The organism is Paenibacillus durus ATCC 35681 (genome assembly GCF_000993825.1).
GTDB classification, from domain to species: Bacteria; Bacillota; Bacilli; order Paenibacillales; family Paenibacillaceae; genus Paenibacillus_AQ; species Paenibacillus_AQ durus_B.
The window spans coordinates 77,269-95,884 of record NZ_CP011114.1; the positions used below are offsets into that span (position 1 = coordinate 77,269).

Sequence of the window (18,616 nt, forward strand, 5' to 3'; positions counted from 1 at the left end):
TTCATGAGGATAACTCCTCACCCTCCGAAATTACCCCGTATCGCTCCAAAGCCTTCGTCGAGGCTTCCAGCATCCGCTTTTTTAAATAATCGCCTTCGACTACCCGTACCCGTTTGCCCAGGAAACGGATTTTGGAGAGCAGATACTCGAAATCATCCCCCAGCAAGCAGACTCTAACTCGGTATGTATCATTGTCCGAATCATACTCCACATCTTTTTCGAAGCTGGAGAAGGCGTACAGGATGCGAGACAGCTCTTCGTTATAATCGCGGACGATTTCGATTACCGCTTCAGATTTGCGCGAATCCAGCATCCTTCCGATCTTCCGGAAAATGCCGTCGGCCATCGAAGGTTCGATGGGTTCCGCTGCGACAGAGTGAATTTTTTTCAGTCTAGTGGTCATGAGGGTGCGATGCCGAAGGTGATACCAGAGCAGGTACCATTCTCTTTTGACCATGGAATATTCCAGTTTGTAAGGAACGCCCGGTTGATCGCTGTTCACGCGCCCGCTCTTGATGGCATAGGTTAAACGAACTCCGGTCTTATTTAAAATGTGCCGGCGCAGCGTACGCATGAGCGGGTGATAAACCTGCTTCTCCATGCTGCGGGCTTTTTCAATCAAATGGCTGGAGATGTCCATTAGCGGGTCGGGCTCGAGAATCGTACGCAGCTTGTTCAAGGTGTCCGGGGTGAAAGCCTCGGCTGCGGCCGGGTGCTCCAGCATGGTCTTCAGCCAGGCCCGCTCATGTGAGGTGACCATAAAGGTACCGGAATCCTCCAGACGGGAGATGATCTGGTGATTAAAGATTTTCTCAAACAGATTCATAGTAAGACTGGATCTCCTTCCATTCGGCGATCATTTCCCGGCGGAAGCGAATGGGCTCAAGAGCCTCGCAGCTGGACCCGAAACTTCGCAGCCACGGTCTGATCTCGGTCGTCCCGTTTACCGTAATTTCATAAATAAAAGAATATTCGTCCTCAAACACAATCTGGCCCCACTGTCCCTGCAGCAGAACTCTTTCCTTTACAAAATTGGGCTCGGAATCTCCGGGATTGTAAAATCTCACCCGCACCGTCACCGGCTTGCCTGTATCAATCAGCCAACTGTACCTCAGCTTTTCTTCCAGCTCACTTTTCTTCTCCTCAAACCAGGCTTCGGGCACCGATTCATCTTCCTCGATTTGAGTGATGCCTTCCATCCGGTATTTCCGGATTCCCTCTCTTCCATGGGAAAGTAAATACCATCGTCCATACTGATGATCGTAGACGATTTTTAGCGGAAGCGTCTTTTCCGCTTTGGCCTTCGTTTCCCTTTCGAATAAGGGGTTGGTGTTTTTGGAGGCGTAGCTTTTTTCAGACTTAGGCGAGAAATAGAGGAACCGGACTCTGCGGCGGTGACGGATGGCATGAAGGAGTGTGAATAGATGCGCTTCATCCAAAATCCGAGAGTAATAGTGATACTTATATAAAAATGGCTCGATCGCGCGCTGCTCGAATTGACCCCGCAGAAGATGCTTCTTCAGTCCGTCCCGCAGCAGATAGCCTTGAACGGAAGGCACCTGTGTGTTCGCCATCACATCCACGAAATCATATAAATCGATAAGCTCCTCTTCCGACAAGCTCCGGATCAGGTCATCTTGAATGCGATACCGGTAGGGGCGGGGTCCCGGCTCTTTAAGGATGACGCCAACCTCTTCCAGGTATTTGAGGTCCGACCGAATCGTCTTCTCGTCAGGCAGCGGAATGCCTGGGGACAGACTGTCGCAGCATATATCCAAGAGTTCCATCGCAGTCAAAGCCTGTTCATTCATCGCGCCTAACAGCAGCGAAATTCTCTGGCTTTCGGATTCTTTGACCGATTTGGCCCGAAACAGAAACAGCAGCAGAGGATCGGTAGAGTCATAATAGCTGAAGCGAATCGTCTCGGATAATTCGGCGCTCTGTTCCTGCGGTAAATGCTGGTGCATGGAACTGATCACGTCCTTGAGCCGCCGGATCGTTTTGTCAAAGGTGTGGACGGAAATGCCCAGTCGTTCTGCGAATTGCTGTCTGCTAAATGCGCCGCTTGTCAGCACAAGCATACGCAGGAATTGGATCTCTTTATCAAAGCTCTCTTTAGCCACAATAATCCCCCGTTCGCATGAGATCTCTTCCTTCATTGTAACAGGGGCAGGATTTGGGTGAAACGGAAAAGTTTATGCCCAGTCGTAATACTTTTACCATGTTCCTTTAGGTTGAAATGAGCGATTATAGAACCTGTATTCATCATACATCGGTTCTTATTCGGACGGTCGTAACGAGGCGGGGATATCGGTTTATCCCGCAGTGCTGTGCATGGTATGTTACGGTATCCTGTACGATCGGATCGGTAAGAAACCATTTTTTGGGGTTCGATTCCCCAATCGCCTGTGACGCGATTCTGGTAGAATACTCGACTTTCAATCGAGCGAGAAATTGTACAGAGACCAAAGGATAGAATCCCTAGCGGCTAGTTTGAGCGCACTGCAGTAAGGCCCTGCAATCCGTGGATGCCGATGAGTGAAACTCCGGGAGGCTTTTTAGGATGGAAGAGGAAGAAGGATGGCTGAAGCAGGGTCACCCTCCTGATTCAAATATCCTTAAAAATCCCTGGCAGATCGCTTATCTAAAACGAGATTCCGCCGGAACCGCAGTGGGATTCTACATCCAATGGTTGAACCATTAAGGGGGTAACGAATATGTTAAAAAAAGTAACGATACAAGCTGACCAGCGTGGGTTGCTTTTTCATAAAGGAAGCTATGTAAAAAAGCTGATTCCGGGAACCTATCACCATTTATTGTGGTTACAACCCACAGTTGTGGTGTTGAATATCGCGAAACCATTCGTTGTAGAGGGTAAAGATTTGCAGTTGTTCCTTCATGATGATGACCTCTTGCGAGACCTCGATATCGTACGAGTGCAAGACCACGAATACGTCCTGCATTACGAGGACGGGCAATTCGTACAACTGCTTAAGCCTGGTGTCTACGCCTTTTGGAGCATACTCAAGAAACATACTTTTTTACATACGGATATCAGACAACCTGAATTGCCTGCCGAGGTAGACCGGTCGATCTTACCGAAGCTCACAGCAAATACGCAGTCCTATGAAATCGCGAGTTACGAATCCGGATTCTTGTTTTATGATCACGTTTTGCAACGAGAGCTTTCTCCTGGCAAATACTACTTCTGGAGAGGCCCCGTTTCGCTTATGGTAAAGACGATCGATCTAAGACAACAACAAATGGATCTCATCGGCCAAGAAATCATGACGGAAGACAAAGTTACGCTGCGGTTGAACTTCGTTTGCCAATACAAGATCGTAAAGCCATTACGTGCTTTGGAAATGAAATCGTTCGACGAGCAAATTCATATCCAGCTTCAGCTCATGCTTCGGGAATATGTCGGAACTCTTAAATTAGACGATCTTTTGAAACGGAAAGAGGACGTTGCGTCGTTCATATTGTCCCGTTTACGTGAGAAGGGTGAAGAGTTCGGAGTACAATTCCTTAGCGCGGGGGTTAAGGATGTTATTTTACCGGGTGAAATGAAAGATATCCTAAACACCGTCCTGCTGGCGGAGAAGAAGGCACAGGCGAATCTAATCACTCGTCGGGAAGAAACGGCATCGACCCGAAGTTTGCTTAATACCGCGAAGCTGATGGACGAGAATCAGACGTTATTCCGTTTGAAAGAGCTGGAATTCCTAGAGAAAATATGCGAGAAAATCGGGTCCATCTCTTTAACGGGCGGTGGAGACCTATTGGAACGGTTGAGCTCACTTATTGGTGAGAAAAAGGCGGCAAGTAAATAACGAACCGTGCACTAAGGAGGGTTTCATATGAGCAGTTATCATCAAGATATCTTGACTGTGCTTGAGCGCATCGAGCGCGAAGAACATGTTCGGATCCTGTACGCTTGCGAATCGGGCAGCCGTGCATGGGGGTTCCCTTCAAAGGATAGCGACTACGACGTAAGATTTATCTATGTCCGGCCTGTAGAGTGGTATTTATCGATTTTCGATAAACGGGATGTGATTGAACGTCCCATCAGCGATATGCTGGACATCAACGGGTGGGATCTGAGAAAGGCTTTGAACCTGTTCCGCAAGTCGAACCCGCCTCTACTTGAGTGGCTCCAATCTCCGATTGTATACAGGGAAAACCGCTTGATAACCGAGCAAATCCGCCGGATCTCTCCCTTAACCTTTTCTCCAAGATCATGTATCCATCACTATTTGCATATGGCCAGGGGAAACTACCGCGATTACCTCCAGGGGGATCAGGTCAAAATCAAAAAGTACTTCTATGTTCTTCGCCCGATCTTGGCTTGTGAATGGATCGAGAAATACGTCACCATGCCACCAATTGAATTTGACCAGCTTGTCGATGGTTTATTACCTGGGGGAAGCGAGCTTAAGGCGGTGATTCTCGATTTGCTGGACCGTAAAAAAGCAGGCGACGAGATGGATTTTGAACCAAGAATCAACCCGATCAATGATTATTTGGAAGAGAAAATAGCGTATTACGAGCGAACGGCTTCGGAAATGCGGCCCGGTGACGGTAACCAGGATCAGCAGCTTGATGATTTGTTCCGGTCCGTACTCCATGATGTATGGGAAAAGGGTGGTGAAGACGATGATTCTTTGAAAGAACGTATTCATAAGCGAGGAAAATAAAAGGATTGTGAACACGGGAAACACATTTTTTACAGGAGTTGAATGGTCTTATGGCTTATCAGAAAATAAACGGCTGCTTGTCTGGGGCACCCCCGACGCGGGGGCGCTCGCTCAAGCGAAAATGTGCGCAGACACAGGGAATGTGGTCCAAACGCTGCTGATGGCGGATCATCATAAAGGGTACAGTCAGCCGATCGGCGGGGTAGTTGTATATGACGGGCAAATCTCCCCTTCCGGTGTTGGATATGATATTGCATGCGGGAATAAAGCGGTGCGAACCCAATTGACTGCGGAAGACATAAAGCCCAGATTGGCGAAGATTATGGATGAGATCGCCCGGAGAATTTCCTTCGGGGTGGGCCGTGTCAATCCAGAAAAGGTCGACCATGACCTTCAAGCAGTTTTGAGCCTATAAATCATGGAACAATTTCAAAAACAGTACCTTGGTTAAAATCAGCCACTTTCATAGATCCATAAACCCCTAAATATAGTCTAGTTTGATCCGGATTCGTTCCCAAACTGACAAAATAAGCTGATTGAGACCCAAAATTATAATCGGTTTCTATAACGCTAAAATCATTTAGTTTACAATCTGTTCGTACCCTGGTGTAAGCTAAAACTCCTCTAACCGGAGGTTGAGATTCTTCATTCCGAGCTAGATCGGTAAACACGACGCTTCCCGATAATTCGGGGATTCTATTCCCCATATATGGCTGGACCCCTGTAAGTGCAGTTGCTCCAAACTTATCAGACCTGGGATCTTTATGAAAATAACTAATTAGAGGCTGAAGACGCTGTACTGAAGTTATTACTGCTTCATCGTAATAAGCGATTGTTTTCTCATCCAAAGTCGAATTTGCAGAGGAGCCTCTTATTATCGATGTAGGAAAAGCACCTTCCCACCCTCGCCAGCCAAAGTTAATAAACCCTTCTTGGTCAGGTTCAGATTTCATTAAAGAAGCTTGAATAAGCTGAGTAACCGGTATTGGTTTATAATGAATGAATGAAAAAATCGACTCTACCAGATCTTGTCCGACATTTCCCACATATTTGATATACTGATTATAAAACCTTTGATATGAAATGCCTGGTATATTGCGAACCCCTTTGGCAATTACCGTAAGCATTTCATGAATGGAGGCAGGAAGTTCATTAAAACGTGTAACCACGGGTGGATTATCGATATATGTATTCTTAGCTACATCAATTTCAATTATTTTGCCGGCGATTTCCATATCATCCTGGCTTAAATTAAATGGATCATAGCCTGATCCTCCATCTCCGGTTGTTAAAACAAGCTTTCCTGTTTCAGGTGAAAAGTTTAAGCTATTGACACCATTATGATTTAAAAATGGTCTTCTTAAATGAAGTAGTGTCCGTCGTTTTTGAGGCTGACCATTCGATTGTAAAATCCATTCTTCAACTGTATCAATATGATCATATTGAATTTCCCTATTTATCCACTTTAGGTTTAAAGTTCCAGGGTCGCATGGGTTAGGTTTAAATGATTCAAAAGCACCTGGAAGAGCACCTGGTCCTTGTGTTCCAGCTACTGAATAATGAAGATAAAACAGGCCATTATAATAAAATTCAGGATGAAACGCTAGTCCTAGCAATCCCCGTTCATCATATCCACCACTAGAGACGCCTAGTTTTAAGATTCGCGGGCGAATATCCAAAAAAGTCCCGATCATTCCGTTTCCTATGTAAAAGATCTCTCCTACCTGAGTTGCAATAAATAATTTTTCGATTGTGTCGCCCGGAAGTATGGCTGTCTTCAAGACAGTGGGTAAATTTATCTTACTGACAATGGGTCGTAAACTAACTTTAACTTTTTTCAACTACTTAACCTCCTTCTTATGGTTTTCTTTTATAAAAATATGATTAGGACTGTTCTATTAGTACCAAATTGGGGTATGGGGATCGCTCCTTGCTGATATAGATCGCCCCGAAAAAGAAAACCGCTTGGACCACAAGGCCCAAGCGGTTACTGTTTACTCAGCGTATCTTATTTCGCTTTTAAAAACTCAGCAGCTTTAATGCCCGCCTGGCGGCCGAAAATAATGATTTCGGCTACGGAGTTGCCGCCGATGCGGTTTTGGCCGTGCAGGCCGCCGGTGACTTCACCTGCTGCGAAAAGGCCCGGAATCGGTTTGCCTTCTTTATTGAGCACTTCGGTGTTCGTGTTGATCTTCACGCCGCCCATGGTGTAGTGGATGCCAGGGCCGATCTTGATCGCGTAGTATGGCGCTGCGGACAGGTCGTTGTCCATTCCTGTGGTTCTGCTGAATTCGGCATCCTTTTTATTTTTCACACTGCTGTTCCAAGTATCGAGTGTCGCTTTCAGCTGATCCGCCGGAACATTGATTTCTTTGGACAGCGCCTCAATGGTGTCGGCTGTTTTAACAAAGCCCATTTTTTCATACTGCTGAATCGCTTTAGCCCGGGATTTCACGCCGGAATCAAACACCAGGTAAGCGGATTTTTCGGTAAGGGCATTGATGGCTGCCGTGACATTGTCGCGGGTATCCAACTCGTTAACGAATCGCTTGCCGTCTTGGGCAACGAGAATGGCGCCTTCGCCGCGAACCGCTTCCCCGATGAGATAGGATTTTTCCTGCTGCACTGTTGGGTGGACTTGAATTTGATCCATATCCACAGTTGTACCGCCAACGTTAAGAATCATTTTAATGCCGTCGCCGGTGCTGCCTACTTGGTTAGTGGTTACATATCCTTTGAGATCCGGTCTAACTTCTTCAATCATTCCCTTATTGGCCCCGAATCCGCCGGTCGTCACAATAACAGCATCCGATGCAATTGTTTTTTCGTCGGTTTGGTTGAAGAGGACTTTCACACCGTTAACTTTGCCGTCTGCTTGCATAAGCTCCTTCACGTCGGCGTTAACAAAAAGCGGAATCCCTTGTTCTCTTACATTCTTCACCAAGCCTTTGACCAGGTATTGTCCGATCGCGGAGCCGTCTTCAGGACGGTGTGTACGCTTTTCGTTCATTCCGCCTGTAATCGTTATATTGTTCAATTTAATGCCGATGGAATCCAGCCAATCGATAGCGCTCGCGGAATTGTCAACGAAGAAACGAAGCATTTCTTTGTCGTTGGTGCCATGGCCGCCTTTTAATGTCTCTTCATAAAATAAATCATTGCTGTCTTGAATGCCTTGCTCTTTTTGGAATTTCGTCTGCGAAGCGTTCATCCCCGAAGAGGATTTGGTCGTATTCCCGCCGGCAACCGGCATTTTTTCAAAAATAACCGGGTTCTTACCGTTCGCTTTGGCTTCAAGCGCGGCAGTCATACCGGCACCGCCCGCACCGACAATGATGATATCATATTTATCTTTCAGTTGATCGATCGGCGTATATTCGGTTGTAGACGCTCCCGAAGTTGCTTCCGCTGTTACCCCCGCAGTCGGTCCCGCAGTTGCTCCAGCCGCTTCTTTGTTCCCTGTGTTGTTGCCCGCATTCCCGCTTCCGCATCCCGCGATAACAAGCAGGACCGAGAGAACGAGAATAAGAGCCGGTAATACTTTCTTTTTCATTCTTTTAACCCCCAGTTTTAAATCTCTTTATTAAGATGAAAGAAAGAACCGAACAAGGAGAGAGAAACGACGAAATGGGAAGTGAAGGAGCGTGAGCGTGGCCTTAATTCTCTGGTCTTCAAATCTTATTTCGCGGTTATGTCCCGGTCTCCATCGTTATTTCTTTAGTTCATTACATTAAGTATACCATTTACATTGTTTGATTGTGAAGTATTTCACAATTATTTTGAAGTGTGTTCTTGATAATGTCAAAGTACAAATTTCAATGGTGTGAATCGGAGGCTTTGATGATGGATGATTTGGAATGAGTTATGGGGCCTAGCCCGAGTGCCTTCTTGTCTTCATGTGGATAGCCTCATGTCATTGAAATATCTTTTCCGCGTGTTATAATAAAGCCAGAAACAGCGTACAATGCAAAGAGAGCCGTGCTGGTAACACGACTCTCTGAGCAATAGCCGCTTTTAAGGGCGGCGGCTTAACAGGTTAGGCCTCATGAAATAGACCGCATCCTTGGACCAGGTCGGTCTATTTCTTTTTGAGGTAATTGAGCAAAGCAATAATGAACATGCCGAACATGAACATCAATGACAACGCTTGATAAACCTCCACAGGCATCACCTGAAGGCTTTCACAGAAAGCCACTTCGTAAGCATAAGCTTTTCCGGGAGATTAGCCGACCGTCCTTGCAAGCCATTCTATTGCTTCTGCGATTATACCATGGATGTATCAGGATTGGATATTAACTCAAAATCCGCCCCAGCGTCTCATCGCTGCGAAGCAGGCGCTGCGCCTTATCGCGCATCTCCGGCAGATGCAGATACGTCCGGCGGGACGGCTTAATGGACGGGGCCAAGTCAATCGCCCGTTCGAAATCCTCCTGCTTCATCCCGAGCGTTGCGACGAAATCGAAGAATCCCGTTTCGCCCAGGAATTTGCGGACCCGCTCCACCCGATGCTCCTGCACGAGACACATCAGGTAAGAGGCCACTCCCACCTGAATTCCATGAAGCTGCGGCCGCTCCACAATCTGGTCCAGAGCATGGGAAATTAGGTGCTCGCTGCCGCTTGCGGGCGCGCTGCTTCCGGCAATCTCCATGGCAATCCCGGAAAGCGTAAGGGAATCCACAATCTCTTTAATAAAAAAGAACTCGCGAATATCGGTGTAGGGCATGCGTACAATGCTGTTCACCGATTTTTTGGCCATCATAACGGCAAAGTCGTTCACGCGGGTAGCGCCAAGCGATTCTTCGAACCGCCAGTCGAAAATCGCCGGGATTTTTGAGAGGATATCTCCAAGTCCGCTGTAAAGAAACTGAACCGGCGAATTGCGGACAAGTCCGAGATCGACCAAAATGCCGTAAGGCATTCGGGCGGGAACCGACGTGCGGCGGCCCCCCACATAAAGGGAGCAGCCGGAGCTGGCAAAGCCGTCGTGGGCGACCGAGGTCGGTACGCTAATAAACGGCAGACCGTTTAAAAACGCGATATATTTTGCAATATCCAGCGCTTTCCCCCCGCCGATCCCGATAATGGCTTCTGTGCGAGCCGGAAGAGTAAAGGCGGTATTGGCAATAGCTTCGAGGCTATTATCCAGAACATCCCGGTTGTCCAGAATTTCAATCTGCGCTTGCTCCGTCAACGATTGAATAATTTGCGGCTCGCATAAAGGGCGAATTCCTTCGCCAAAGCAGAGCACAATGCGCGAGAACCCGGCCTTGCCGAGCAGTTCACCAAAATGGGAAAGAACCTGGTCGCCAACCTCCAGAAGCGCTGGGATTGCTACCTCGTGGGCCTGGCGCTTCATTTCGGCCACCCGTTTTCGTTCAGATACCCGGAAATGGCATGATAATTGTCAACCGGAACGTAACTGACTCCATCACGCGTCAGCAGATCGCGCAGCTCCCCACGGGCGAAAGCGATGTCGGCCGCTTTGGCCGCTTCCAGGTCCGGCTCGCTGTCCCCGGCAAATAGCACCGTCCGGTAGCGCCTCCGGATATCCTCCAGCACCTTGCGTTTATCCAGCCCGAAAACTTTCGAGAAAAATGGATTTGCGGTGTCGGGAGTGATCCGCAGCGCGCCGTTTTCGTGTACGGCCGGCATGGAAATGACCGTTACATTCGGGATTTCCAGCGCCTGCATAAGCCGCTCGATATACCAGGATGTACCCGCGCTTACAATATAAAAGTCTCCCCCGCGCGCCTGAACCTCATGGACAAAATCAACCGCCCCCGGAGTGAGCGGGATTTTGCGAATCTCGTCCAACAGCTGCTCTTCCGTAAGATTAAGCTTGCCAAAGATAATGTTAAGAAACTCCACGTCGATCTTCTTTGTTTTCTTCCAGTCCTGGTAAAATTGATGTCCCCATTCCGGGAAAAAACGGTCAATCATCAAATGGTAAAAATCCCGCTCCGATAGCGTGCCGTCAAAGTCGGAAAGAAACGCAAATGGTTTCATTATTAGAGAACCCCCCAGACCAAAATATTTCATATTTAAGATTACCATACTTTTCTTTATTATTTATTATAGGTACCTATTTCAGATCGTAATCTGTATACAAGCTGGTTTCAAGATGGCGTGTCTAATTTTTGTGGGTAAGTTATAGGGAGAGAAGGGCAGTAGATATGGATGAGCTGTCGTTTACAAGTGTCGGGATCGACATCGGAACCAGCACGACGAAACTGATTGTCAGCAGGCTTCGGCTCGGGCGGGTATCGGGGGCCTTCCATTTGCCCCGCTATGAAATTGTAGAACGGGAGCTGCACTATGCAAGCCCCATTTACACCACGCCGCTGCTGTCCCAGGAGGAAATCGACATGGATGAAGTAGCCCGGATTTTGCGGCATGAATATGCCCATATCGGTTTGAGCTTATCCGAGGTAAAATCGGGAGCCGTCATCATCACCGGAGAAACGGCAACCAAGGCGAACGCCTGCCGGGTGGTGCATTACCTGGCAGAGCGCTCCGGGGATTTCGTCGTAGCTGCCGCCGGAGCGGATCTGGAAGGGCTGCTGGCCGGGAAAGGTTCCGGCGCCGAACAGCGCTCCAGGGAATTTCCGGGAGTTGTGGCGAATGTCGATATCGGGGGCGGCACGGCGAATGTCGCTTATTTTCGGGAAGGGAAAGCAATCGGCACCGTCACCTTCCATGTCGGGGGCCGATTGATCCGGCTGGGTGAGCAGGGCCTCGTTCATTCAGTTTCTCCGCATTTGCAGAAGTGGCTGTTGGAACGCCGGATTCCGCTGACGGCAGGCAGGAAGACGACGCCGGATCAGCTCAAGGCGATTGCTTCCGCGATGTTCGGCGACATGCTGGCTTATTTGGCCAAGGAGGCGGTTGATCCGTCTTTTCGGCATCTGATCGCCGGATCGCCGCCCGCCGGGTCTTTGCCCGAGATTGACGAGCTCATGATTTCCGGCGGGATCAGTACACTAATGGCCGATCAGGAAATCCTGGATTCCCTGGATGCCATTTCCAGATACGGAGACTTTGGACCGCTTCTGGCCAGCTCGCTGCGGCAGCAAGCGGACAAATGGCCGTTCCGGATCGTCATCTCCGGTCAAACCGTGCGGGCAACCGTCATCGGAGCCGGTATGCAAAGCGTGGAAATCAGCGGTTCCACCGTACATATTGATCCGGCAGTGCTCCCGCTCCGTAATATCCCGGTCCTCCATCTGGAATACACCGGGATAGGGCCCGAGGATTGGAGACAGGCAGCGGATGAGGCCATGCTGGAGGCCGCAAGGTACGCTCTGCCGGAAGCCGAGGCTCCTTACGCCATCGCTTTAAGCGGAGCCGTCATTCATTCGTACTCTACCTTGCAGATGGTGGCTGAGGCGCTGCTGGATACGTTTACCGGTCATTTTCCCGACGCGAAAATAATGGTTGTTGTCTGCGAGCATGACATGGCCAAGGCGCTGGGGCAGGCTTTATCGATCCGCTGCGGGAAGCGCCTGAACATCGTCAGTATTGACCAAATTCGGGTGGAGCGCGGCGACTACATTGATATCGGAGAACCGCTGCCCGGCATTCTCGTTCCTGTTGTGATTAAGACGTTAGCATTTTCATAACTGATACGGAAGGGAGATGGCCGGATGATCAAGAGCATGGCAATGCTCGGGCACACCTACCATTTTAACAGTCTCAAGGAAATCCTGGCCAAAGCGAATGAGGAAAAGTCAGGGGATCAGTTAGCCGGAATCGGACCAGCGGATGCCCGTGAACGGATCGCCGCCAAGTTTGTGCTGGCCGACCTGACGCTGAGTGAGATAAGGAATGATCCGCTGCTGCCGCCCGAAGAAGATGAAGTGTCGCGGGTGATCGAAGAGGCGATCGACGAGACGGTGTATAACGGGATTCGGAACTGGAGCATCGCCGAGCTTCGCGAGTATATTTTGTCCCATAAGGCCGGGCCGGATGAGCTGAAGCGAATCGGTTCCGGCATGACCAGTGAAATGATTGCCGCGGTCGCCAAAGTGATGTCCAATCTCGATTTGATTACAGCGGCTTCCAAAATCCGCACGGTTACCCGGTGTAACACTGAAATCGGGCAGCGGGGCGTGCTGGCCACAAGGGCGCAGCCGAATCATCCTTCGGACAGCATTCCCGGCATTTTGGCCGCTACGTACGAAGCGCTCAGCTACGGTGTCGGAGATGCCGTCATCGGGATCAATCCCGTGATCGATTCGGCGGAGAGCGTCCGGGCGATTTTATCCGCAGTCAAAGAAGTAATGGACAGGTGGAGCATCCCGACCCAGAATTGCGTCCTTGCGCATGTAACAACCCAAATGAGAGCGCTCGAACAAGGGGCCCCGATGGATTTGTTATTTCAAAGCTTGGCCGGAACCGAGCAGGGCAATAAAGGCTTTGGCGTAAATATCCGGCTGCTGGACGAAGCAGATGGGTTGATGCGGTTGAAGGGCGCTTCGCAGGGCTCGAATCGGTGGTATTTTGAAACGGGGCAGGGCTCGGAGCTGTCCTCGTACGCTCATTTCGGGATTGACCAATTGACGCTCGAATCGAGATGCTACGGGCTGGCTCGAAAATACAAGCCGTTCCTCGTCAACACGGTCGTCGGTTTCATCGGACCGGAATACCTTTACGACAGCAAGCAGGTCATTCGTGCCGGATTGGAAGACCATTTTATGGGCAAAATGCACGGGCTTCCGATGGGTGTGGACGTATGTTATACGAACCACATGATGGCGGAGCAGAACGATATGGAGAACCTTGGCGTGCTGCTGACGTCGGCGGGCGTTAACTTTCTCATCGGAGTGCCGATGGCGGATGATTGTATGCTCAATTACCAGTCGCTCAGCTTTCACGATCTCGCCGCCCTGCGGGAAACCTTTGGTTTACGGCCTGCTCCGGCGTTCGAGGAATGGCTGGTTAAGATGGGGATTATGGAAAATGGCAGGCTGACGGATACGGCCGGAAATCCGGCACTCTTTATGGGTTAAACTACATTTACGGAGGTGCGGTATGGAAGATTGCGAGAAATTGGAGGCGTTAATGAAGAGTACTCCGGCGCGCATCGGGGTGGGGCGTGCGGGAGCCAGGCCGCTAACCCATACGATGCTGCAATTCCGGAAAGATCATGCCGCCGCTGTGGACGCCGTTTACGGGGAAGTGGATGAATCGATCCTGCGGCAGCTCGGATTATTCACCGTGGAGACCTGTTACGGAAATAAGGAGACCTATTTGAAACGCCCGGATCTTGGACGCATCATTACAGACGAAGGCATAGCGGTTATCCGCGAAAAATGCGTCAAACACCCGCAAATTCAAATTGTCGTGTCGGACGGTTTAAGCGCCGATGCGATTACCGCGAACATTCTCGATGTGTATCCGGCCCTGCTCGATTCCTTGCGAGTCAATGAGCTGAACCCGGGAATCTCATTTTATGTAAAAGGGGGGCGAGTTGCCTGCATGGACCACATCGGAGAGGTGCTGCAGCCGGATGCGCTCGTGCTCCTGATCGGAGAACGGCCCGGACTCGTAACCGCCCAATCCATGAGCGCTTACATGTGCTACAAGCCCCGCAAGGGTACGATCGAATCCGACCGGAACGTCATCTCCAACATCCATTCGGGCGGGACGCCTCCGCTGGAGGCGGCGGCACATATCGGCACGATGCTCAAAAGGATGCTGGAGCGTCAGACGAGCGGCACGAACTTTTTCTAAAAGAAGGGGAATGTGCATGCATTTGGTTTTGAGTGAATTGAAGCCATATAACGGCTTAATAAACATTTAAAAGCTTATTCCAACTTGAATTACAAGTAGGGATGAGCTTTTTCTATTAGACCAAATTACTTTATTTTGAAATTGAGGAGTTATATTAAAAAAATATCGAAAAAAGTCGATATATAGTAAATTAATGAATTTATAAGGAGATGAGTGAATGGCAATATCGGCGGTTAGCTATGAACATTTGCAAATACTTCCTTTTGAAATGAGATTGCATCATGTGATGCTGGTCAAGAAAATCGATGATCACGCGAAATTGACGTTTACAGGCATTATTTCGGAAGAACAGGAAGATCATTATGTACGAATGGCAGATGAGAATACCCCTGTGGAGCTTCTGTATGCCGATGAAAATGGACAGAGCAAGCGGTTGTTTCACGGTACAATTCTTAAGCTCCATGTCAAGGTGGAGAACAACGTATATTGGCTGGAAGCGGAGGCCATATCCCATACGCATGCGATGGACCTCAAGCCGGAGACGCGATCTTACCAGAATCATTCGATGCCCATCCTCGATTTAATGCAGAAGATCAGCGGTTACTACCCGAAAGGGCAAATCTTTAATACGTTTGAGGAAGATAAAAAGCTGGGTGCTTATACGCTGCAATATCAGGAGACGGACTGGCAGTTTCTAAAGAGGCTGGCTTCCCGTTATCATGCGGTGCTAGTTCCTGTATCAACGGAAGATAGCGTACGCGTATATATGGGCATTCCGGATCACCGGGACGCAGGCGAGCTCGAAGCTACACACTACCGGATGTATAAGGATATGCTGGCCTACAAGAAAGAGGCGGCTGCCGGAAAGAGCGGGCTTAGTGAACAGGACTATATTTGTTACGAAGTGATGCTGCACGATCAGGTGCTTGAACTTGGAGACAAGGTAACCTTCAAAGGCCAGCAGCTTCATGTGTTCGAAATGCGAACCGAAATGAAGCAGGGTCTGCTTACTCATCATTATACCCTCGGTTTGAAACGGGCAGCTTACAGGCGAACGAGAACCAATTCCAAGCTGGTTGGCGCGTCTATTTCAGGCAAAGTCATGGAAGTGGTTCGGGATGAGGTCAAGGTGCGGCTTGATTACGACCAGGACTGGAGCCTTGAGACTGCAATCCCGTTCCCGTATTCCACCATGTATGCGTCGGATGATCAGACAGGCTGGTACTGCATGCCGGAGAAAGGAGATAGTGTCCGGATTTATTTTCCAAATGCGAAAGAAGCGGAAGGCATTGCACTCAGCTCCGTGCGGAAGAAGCTGCCGGAAGAAGCGATGGCTCCCGCATCCAGTCCGGGCAGTACATCCAGCGCTGCAGGGGGACACAGCCAAAATGTAACGACGACAGTTGTCCAGCAAGAACAGCTGCAGCCCATTATTAATTACGACAAGGATTTAAAGGAAGACTTAATGGCCAATCCGAACACGAAGTTTTTGCTGACGCCAACCGGCCAGAAGATCACTTTCGAAGAAGATAAAATCACCATTACCGGTGCGGCCGGGGGCGCAACCATTACTTTAACGAGCGCCGGCACGATTATTCTGAATTGTGAAAATAAAATTATGCTGCAGGCAAGCAAGCAAATCGAAATGGTGTCGGAATCCATTATGATGGTCGCCAACCAGATTGAAATGTCTACGAAGGACGCAAAAGGCGGCCTTACGATGGATCAGGGGCAGGTCGTGATTAAGGGCATCGAAGTGCTGATGAACCAATAAAACGCACCTAAGAGAGGAGTGCGCGGGGATGCACGACATGGAGATATGGAACTATTTTATTGAAGAAGATGTCACGCCGCAGCGAAATCGGCAGATTAAATCTTTACATAACTATTATGTCCGGCATAAAAAGCAGATTTTAGACCAGCTCGTCCCGCTATTCGACCGGTTCTGCCAGAATGTACAGCTCCTGCAGCAAGAAGGGCATTTACAGAAATGCGCCTGCATTCACGTCTCCCTGCTGCGGACGAGCCTGAACGAAGGAAGGCCCGTCTATATGCTGGAGGCCAGCGGCAGGGACACGGAAAGCAACGTGCAGCTGACGCCTTTCCGTTATGATGCGGGATGGATTTATGGATTCGCGGACGCTTGGGATCAAGCATGTGAGGAGAAGCGCAAGCATTATATGAACCGCATTCAGCGCCATTCGTTCGAAGCCTGGAAGACAGAGCAGCTGTATCCGTTTCACGTCTATATGGTACACGCTGTCCGTTATGCCATGGATACCATCCGGCAGCTTGTTTCTTTCCAAAGCATAGAGAAAGACAGTCATTTTGAAGTGCGCGTCGGCGAATATCGGGATCATGAAGTCAGTGAATCGGTGTATCGCGTCAATGAGAGACAACGAACCTCCATTACGTGCAAAGGATGGCTGGAAAACCGGTCAGATCAAGAATATATCTATGAACATATTGCCAGAGTCGATTTGTCTCGTGGTCATTACGAAGGGATTGATCTGAATTATGCCAGGTTCGAAGAGGTGACGCTGACAGGAAGTCGTTTCGGGGGCAGCCGAATGCTGGGTACCCGCTTCGAGCGCTGCGTATGTGATCAGGCCGATTTTGCCGAGAGTCTTCTAGTTGATGCGGATTTTCGCGATTGTGATCTGACCTATGCGAGGTTCGACCGTGTACTGGGCGATCGGGATATCGCGGTAGAGGGGCATGGCCTGGTGTTTGGCCTGAACGGCGTACAGTTTCAACGGGCCAACCTGACCCATGCCAGCTTTCGGGATGCGAAAATTGCGGGAGATTTTACAGGTGCGAAGCTGGAAGAGGCGGATTTCACAGGGGCAGACCTGACCGGCAGCCGGATGCTGGAGCGGGACGCTTTCCGGGTTTCACTGACGAAGGAACAGCGTGAAACGATCACTTGGGTGGAGGAGCCGCAGCATGAGTAGGATGGAATACTATGTGCTGGAACATGATCGGCGCTTGCCGGCGAACGGAGCGAATCTGGCGTTTCCGGAACGTATGCTCAGGGGCTACGGACATGCGGAGCAGCAGGAAGTCATCTATGTTAAGCCGGACAATAGCCTGACTTCCAGCAGTCTGATTGAACATCCCATCCTGCTGGTCAGCGAGGAGCTGCGGGCCACTATAAACAAGCGGATTCCGGAGATCGCTTATAAAAGCGTAATCGTAATGGACCTCAAGCAGCAGGGGCAATTCGATTATGCATGGATGGATTTTCCGGAAATTCCTTGTCTTGCGCCTGACCGCACGGAGACGGACAACGGACAGGTTCACACCATTTGGGTAGACCCGGAAGCTTTGAGGGAAGCTGCCATTTTCCAAATTCCGTATTACCGGAGCCGTGTGCTGGTGGCGCGTGTGGACGTAGCGGAGAGCTTGCTTAGAAAAAGCCTGTACGGCTTAAAGATCAGACCAATCCGGTTGACGGGAGGAGAAGCTTGAGATGGGAGTTACAGACACGATATTAAAGAAAGATACGCTCGCCAAGCTGCTGGCATCCCCGTGGCGAAGCGAGGATACCTATGTGACAGCAGGGGCGTATATGCATTGCACGTTTGGTACGCATGAAGAAGTGCTGAACAAGCAGGACCCGAATGGAGTGTATATTAACGGAAACCCGATGCTGACGGTGGAGGATTGCGTGGTATCCGCGTCGGAGCCGGGAACGATTCAGGGTATTCCCTATGACAAAATGGGTCAGGAGCTTGATGGGAACTTTTATTCGTTCGGCTTTTGCCGGAGTGAGCTGCTTCCGATGAAGGTGGCTGAAAAAAATTCGGGTATGCCGGACTCTTCGTATATTTTTGACCCCGATCCAACGGAGCCGACCTTTAATCAGTATATTTATCCGTGTGCACCCAAGCTGCTGCCAACGGTATCGGCGTCCACCCCTGCGGGCCCGCCATTCAAGCCTCAAGCAGAGGCGCGGCCAGGGCTGTTAGGTACACTATCTGCGCTTACTACGATGCTGGAGAATTTGTTGGGGGCTCAGAGCCAGTGGACGAACGGCAGTCCGAATGTATCCATTCAGGGAGTGCCGGCGCTGACCAGCAAGTCCTGTTTATTTTGCCAGTATGGGGGGAAGATCCGGTTGCTTACGAATGGAATGGACCCGGCGCCTCCTGAGTTTTCCGCGAGATAAAGAAGGGAGGTCAAG

Annotated in this window: 17 protein-coding genes and 1 pseudogene; 11 read left to right on the forward strand and 7 right to left on the reverse strand. The window is 49.7% G+C overall.

Annotated elements, in window-relative coordinates:
* Window position 1: 1 nt before the first annotated feature.
* Both VK70_RS00360 and VK70_RS00365 read right to left on the reverse strand, forming a co-directional pair.
* Window positions 2-826: a WYL domain-containing protein gene (locus VK70_RS00360; protein ID WP_025698959.1), complete on the reverse strand. Its 825-nt coding sequence runs from the start codon at window positions 824-826 to the stop codon at window positions 2-4.
* Entirely contained in the window at window positions 813-2,123 is a 1,311-nt protein-coding gene (locus tag VK70_RS00365) for a helix-turn-helix transcriptional regulator (protein ID WP_025698960.1), read from the reverse strand. Before VK70_RS00365 ends, VK70_RS00360 begins: the two co-directional genes overlap by 14 nt.
* A 440-nt stretch (window positions 2,124-2,563) precedes the next feature.
* On the opposite strand from VK70_RS00365, the gene VK70_RS28150 reads away from it, so the two are divergent.
* The 4 genes and pseudogenes from VK70_RS28150 to VK70_RS00380 form a co-directional block, all read left to right on the forward strand.
* Entirely contained in the window at window positions 2,564-2,704 is a 141-nt protein-coding gene (locus VK70_RS28150) for a hypothetical protein (RefSeq protein ID WP_155986975.1), read from the forward strand.
* Window positions 2,705-2,717: 13 nt separating this feature from the next.
* A complete protein-coding gene (locus tag VK70_RS00370; RefSeq protein ID WP_025698962.1) occupies window positions 2,718-3,833 on the forward strand; it encodes a slipin family protein in 1,116 nt (371 codons plus the stop codon).
* 27 nt (window positions 3,834-3,860) lie between these two features.
* Window positions 3,861-4,697, forward strand: coding sequence for a nucleotidyltransferase domain-containing protein (locus tag VK70_RS00375; RefSeq protein WP_025698964.1), 837 nt, complete (start codon window positions 3,861-3,863; stop codon window positions 4,695-4,697).
* A 50-nt stretch (window positions 4,698-4,747) separates the two neighbouring features.
* Window positions 4,748-5,091 (forward strand): annotated as a pseudogene (locus VK70_RS00380) (RtcB family protein); the annotation flags it as partial.
* 22 nt (window positions 5,092-5,113) lie between these two features.
* Here the strand turns inward: VK70_RS00380 and VK70_RS00385 are convergent.
* From VK70_RS00385 to VK70_RS00400, 5 genes are all read right to left on the reverse strand, one after another.
* Window positions 5,114-6,538 carry a PQQ-dependent sugar dehydrogenase gene (locus tag VK70_RS00385; protein ID WP_025698967.1) on the reverse strand — a complete coding sequence of 475 codons (1,425 nt, stop codon included), beginning with the start codon at window positions 6,536-6,538 and terminating at the stop codon, window positions 5,114-5,116.
* A gap of 167 nt (window positions 6,539-6,705) precedes the next feature.
* Window positions 6,706-8,250, reverse strand: a complete 1,545-nt coding sequence (locus VK70_RS00390; RefSeq protein ID WP_025698969.1) for a flavocytochrome c — start codon at window positions 8,248-8,250, stop codon at window positions 6,706-6,708.
* A 525-nt stretch (window positions 8,251-8,775) separates the two neighbouring features.
* On the reverse strand, window positions 8,776-8,865 hold the full coding sequence (locus VK70_RS29300; protein ID WP_268958508.1) for a putative holin-like toxin: 90 nt from the start codon (window positions 8,863-8,865) through the stop codon (window positions 8,776-8,778).
* A gap of 124 nt (window positions 8,866-8,989) precedes the next feature.
* On the reverse strand, window positions 8,990-10,054 hold the full coding sequence (locus VK70_RS00395; protein ID WP_046722605.1) for an iron-containing alcohol dehydrogenase family protein: 1,065 nt from the start codon (window positions 10,052-10,054) through the stop codon (window positions 8,990-8,992).
* Window positions 10,051-10,704: an MtnX-like HAD-IB family phosphatase gene (locus tag VK70_RS00400; RefSeq protein WP_025694834.1), complete on the reverse strand. Its 654-nt coding sequence runs from the start codon at window positions 10,702-10,704 to the stop codon at window positions 10,051-10,053. Before VK70_RS00400 ends, VK70_RS00395 begins: the two co-directional genes overlap by 4 nt.
* Window positions 10,705-10,871: 167 nt before the next feature.
* Between VK70_RS00400 and VK70_RS00405 the strand changes: the two genes are divergently transcribed.
* The 7 genes from VK70_RS00405 to VK70_RS00435 all read left to right on the forward strand — a co-directional run bounded on the left by VK70_RS00405 (window position 10,872) and on the right by VK70_RS00435 (window position 18,601).
* Window positions 10,872-12,317 carry an ethanolamine ammonia-lyase reactivating factor EutA gene (locus tag VK70_RS00405; RefSeq protein ID WP_025694835.1) on the forward strand — a complete coding sequence of 482 codons (1,446 nt, stop codon included), beginning with the start codon at window positions 10,872-10,874 and terminating at the stop codon, window positions 12,315-12,317.
* Window positions 12,318-12,341: 24 nt separating this feature from the next.
* Entirely contained in the window at window positions 12,342-13,706 is a 1,365-nt protein-coding gene (locus VK70_RS00410) for an ethanolamine ammonia-lyase subunit EutB (RefSeq protein WP_025694836.1), read from the forward strand.
* A gap of 22 nt (window positions 13,707-13,728) precedes the next feature.
* The gene (eutC, locus tag VK70_RS00415; protein WP_025694837.1) at window positions 13,729-14,430 is read left to right on the forward strand and encodes an ethanolamine ammonia-lyase subunit EutC; all 702 of its coding nucleotides are present in this window, start codon (window positions 13,729-13,731) and stop codon (window positions 14,428-14,430) included.
* Window positions 14,431-14,647: 217 nt separating this feature from the next.
* Window positions 14,648-16,204, forward strand: coding sequence for a contractile injection system protein, VgrG/Pvc8 family (locus tag VK70_RS00420; protein WP_025694838.1), 1,557 nt, complete (start codon window positions 14,648-14,650; stop codon window positions 16,202-16,204).
* A 28-nt stretch (window positions 16,205-16,232) separates the two neighbouring features.
* Window positions 16,233-17,384, forward strand: coding sequence for a pentapeptide repeat-containing protein (locus VK70_RS00425; protein WP_046722607.1), 1,152 nt, complete (start codon window positions 16,233-16,235; stop codon window positions 17,382-17,384).
* Window positions 17,377-17,901 carry a hypothetical protein gene (locus VK70_RS00430; RefSeq protein ID WP_046722609.1) on the forward strand — a complete coding sequence of 175 codons (525 nt, stop codon included), beginning with the start codon at window positions 17,377-17,379 and terminating at the stop codon, window positions 17,899-17,901. The genes VK70_RS00425 and VK70_RS00430 overlap by 8 nt, the downstream gene beginning before the upstream one ends.
* Window position 17,902: 1 nt before the next feature.
* Window positions 17,903-18,601, forward strand: coding sequence for a DUF4280 domain-containing protein (locus VK70_RS00435; protein WP_046722611.1), 699 nt, complete (start codon window positions 17,903-17,905; stop codon window positions 18,599-18,601).
* Window positions 18,602-18,616 lie beyond the last annotated feature (15 nt).

Coding starts and splice junctions, on each gene's coding strand:
- VK70_RS00360 (WP_025698959.1), bottom strand. CDS start 826: ATGAATCTGTTTGAGAAAATCTTTAATCACCAGATCATCTCCCGTCTG.
- VK70_RS28150 (WP_155986975.1), top strand. CDS start 2,564: ATGGAAGAGGAAGAAGGATGGCTGAAGCAGGGTCACCCTCCTGATTCA.
- VK70_RS00370 (WP_025698962.1), top strand. CDS start 2,718: ATGTTAAAAAAAGTAACGATACAAGCTGACCAGCGTGGGTTGCTTTTT.
- VK70_RS00375 (WP_025698964.1), top strand. CDS start 3,861: ATGAGCAGTTATCATCAAGATATCTTGACTGTGCTTGAGCGCATCGAG.
- VK70_RS00390 (WP_025698969.1), bottom strand. CDS start 8,250: ATGAAAAAGAAAGTATTACCGGCTCTTATTCTCGTTCTCTCGGTCCTG.
- VK70_RS29300 (WP_268958508.1), bottom strand. CDS start 8,865: ATGCCTGTGGAGGTTTATCAAGCGTTGTCATTGATGTTCATGTTCGGC.
- VK70_RS00395 (WP_046722605.1), bottom strand. CDS start 10,054: ATGAAGCGCCAGGCCCACGAGGTAGCAATCCCAGCGCTTCTGGAGGTT.
- VK70_RS00400 (WP_025694834.1), bottom strand. CDS start 10,704: ATGAAACCATTTGCGTTTCTTTCCGACTTTGACGGCACGCTATCGGAG.
- VK70_RS00405 (WP_025694835.1), top strand. CDS start 10,872: ATGGATGAGCTGTCGTTTACAAGTGTCGGGATCGACATCGGAACCAGC.
- VK70_RS00410 (WP_025694836.1), top strand. CDS start 12,342: ATGATCAAGAGCATGGCAATGCTCGGGCACACCTACCATTTTAACAGT.
- eutC (WP_025694837.1), top strand. CDS start 13,729: ATGGAAGATTGCGAGAAATTGGAGGCGTTAATGAAGAGTACTCCGGCG.
- VK70_RS00420 (WP_025694838.1), top strand. CDS start 14,648: ATGGCAATATCGGCGGTTAGCTATGAACATTTGCAAATACTTCCTTTT.
- VK70_RS00425 (WP_046722607.1), top strand. CDS start 16,233: ATGCACGACATGGAGATATGGAACTATTTTATTGAAGAAGATGTCACG.
- VK70_RS00430 (WP_046722609.1), top strand. CDS start 17,377: ATGAGTAGGATGGAATACTATGTGCTGGAACATGATCGGCGCTTGCCG.
- VK70_RS00435 (WP_046722611.1), top strand. CDS start 17,903: ATGGGAGTTACAGACACGATATTAAAGAAAGATACGCTCGCCAAGCTG.